At 36.3% G+C, this 2449-nt stretch carries 2 protein-coding genes and 1 pseudogene; all 3 read left to right on the forward strand.

Annotated elements, in window-relative coordinates; genetic code table 11:
• Window positions 1–150: 150 nt before the first annotated feature.
• On the forward strand, window positions 151–1104 hold the full coding sequence (locus ACOCD9_RS01255) for a glycosyltransferase family 2 protein (RefSeq protein WP_419546184.1): 954 nt from the start codon (window positions 151–153) through the stop codon (window positions 1102–1104).
• Between the two features lie 31 nt (window positions 1105–1135).
• Window positions 1136–2266 carry a glycosyltransferase gene (locus ACOCD9_RS01260; protein WP_419546185.1) on the forward strand — a complete coding sequence of 377 codons (1131 nt, stop codon included), beginning with the start codon at window positions 1136–1138 and terminating at the stop codon, window positions 2264–2266.
• A gap of 18 nt (window positions 2267–2284) precedes the next feature.
• Window positions 2285–2449: pseudogene (locus tag ACOCD9_RS01265) on the forward strand (glycosyltransferase family 2 protein); the annotation flags it as partial.

Raw genomic sequence — 2449 nt, forward strand, 5'->3', positions numbered from 1 at the left:
TGACGACAAAACATGACAGTAAATATTAGTAGTGTAAAGGTTGACAATGTTGAAAAAAATTACTTAACCGTATGCAAACCGAGCAGGGTAGAAGAAATATTAAATTTGCCCTAGCCAGAAAAATCTTCAATCCCCTCTTAAATCACAATTATGACGCTTCCCCCAATCAAGCAAGACAAAGACGCAACTGCGCTAGAACCCAATTTTTCGGCTGGCTTGACTTCGGTTCCCCCTCAATCGAGACCTCTTATTAGTATTATTGTCGCTGTCTATAACAATGCCGTTACCCTACAACGTTGCATCGATAGTGTGGCTTCCCAGAGCTATCCTCATAAAGAATTAGTGATTATCGATGGAGGATCTACTGACGGCACGGTTGAGATTATTAAGCGAAATAGTGACAAGATTGATTGTTGGGTATCTGAACCAGATAGAGGAATCTATCACGCTTTTAATAAAGGATTAGATCGAACTAAGGGAGACTGGATTTATTTTTTGGGTTCAGATGATTATTTATGGGACAATTATACATTAAGTAGGGTATCTGAACAATTAATCAATATTGTTGATATTAATTGTGAGAGCCGCCTAGTTTATGGTAAGGTTGCACGAGTTTCTCCCCAAGGTGATGTGCTAGAGATTGTTAATCAGCCTTGGAGTCAAGTGCAAAGGAGTTTTTTACAACTTTCCTCAATATGTCATCAAGGGGTCTTTCATAAGAGAACTTTATTTGAAGTGCATGGGCAATTTGATGAATCTTTTTCAATTGCTGGTGATTATGAATTGCTCCTGCGTGAACTTAAGAATAAGGATAGTAGTCCTATATTTTTACCAGAGCTAATAATTGCAGGTATGCAACTACTGGGTGTTAGTAGTTGTCCAAAATCCAGAATATTAACTTTGAGAGAAATTGCTGAAGCCCGATCCAAAAATAATCTTGTTGTATTGCTTCCGTTAAAATGGCTTTTTTCTTATGTAAAAGCTATAATCTGGTTGGTCTTACTGTCTACACTACCAGATAAACTTACCATCTATATTGCTGACTTTTATAGAAACTTAACTGGAAGAGTATCTGTATGGAATAAAACCAAACTCTATACATAAAATGCCTAACAGATCACCAGATTTTTTGAATATGAAAAAAAATCTTTTTATCAACTTTTGTCCTCGCCTACACCCAGATCATGGGGGTACTTACACTGCTGCATCTCTGTTTCGCAGAGCCGTAGAGAGTTATTTTATTGATTTACAAATGCCTGGATACGATAGTCCTAGCGAAGCAGATTATACTGTTTCCGGTTCTATCAACCCTTTCACGGCACTGATAAAATCAAGTTTTCCTAGCTTTTTCTCGTTTATTCCAGAGAAAGTCCAGGAAAAAACATCAGGAGTAATTGTACATGGTGCTTTTTTAGCTCATTTTTCCTATGCCTATCAACTATCACGCCATCTCAAGGTTCCGCTTTATTTAGTCCCTCATGGAACAACCGATCCTTATGTCTTTTCCTATGGCAAACTAAAAAAAATAATTTGGCTAGAACTGATTGGCAAGCCAGTAACACATCAGGCAAAAAAAATCCTATTTTCAACGTCATTGGAACGGGATAAATCAATTTTACCTTTGGCTAAAAATAAGGGGAATATTTGTCCTTTTTCTGTTGAGCCACCTCAAGATATTGAGAGAATTTCGTGTCGCAGATGGCTTAGAGAGCAATTGGGACTATCTGACGAAGATAAAATTATACTTTATTTTGGCAAATATGATAAATTTAAGCATCCTTTAGAAACCTTAAGAAGTTTTGTCAAGGTTAAGCCTAAAAACTGGAATTTTTTAATCATGGGTTATGGACAGGATGAATCATTAAAAGAGAAAATTGTCTCTTATTCAAGTCTTCCTAATGTATTCATACATTCACCAGTTTTTGATCAAGACAAGTGGAAGTTCTTGTCCGGTTCCGATTTATTTGTTTTATTTTCACATCGAGAAAATTTTGGCTTTTCGGTGGCTGAAGCTGCTTCAGTTGGCTTACCAGTGTATATTTCAACAGGAGTGGATATTCACCCATTTTTTGAATATGAACGTGAAAGATTAGTCTTCGATATTAGCACCGAACAGGATATAGAAAAGGCACTATCCACCCTTGACAAAATTAGCGATGATAATTTAGAGTGTCTAGGTCACTTTTGCAGAGAAATAGCCCTTAAAAATTTTAGCTTCGAGCAATTTTCCCAATCCTTGAAAAATATCCTTATCCCTAATGTTTAACTTTATTACTCCAGAATTATGGAACTTACGGCCTCCCTTGTTCTTTACAAAAATGACCCAGAGATAGTTACTCAAGCAATTAAGTCTCTGTTTAGCACACCCATGGAAATTAATTTATCAGTAGTAGATAACTCTCCCACTGATGAACTCAAAAAAATCTTTGATAATTTTCAGGAATACGAT

Origin of the sequence: Microcystis sp. (genome assembly GCF_048564745.1) — a bacterium.
Taxonomy (GTDB): domain Bacteria; phylum Cyanobacteriota; class Cyanobacteriia; order Cyanobacteriales; family Microcystaceae; genus Microcystis; species Microcystis ichthyoblabe_A.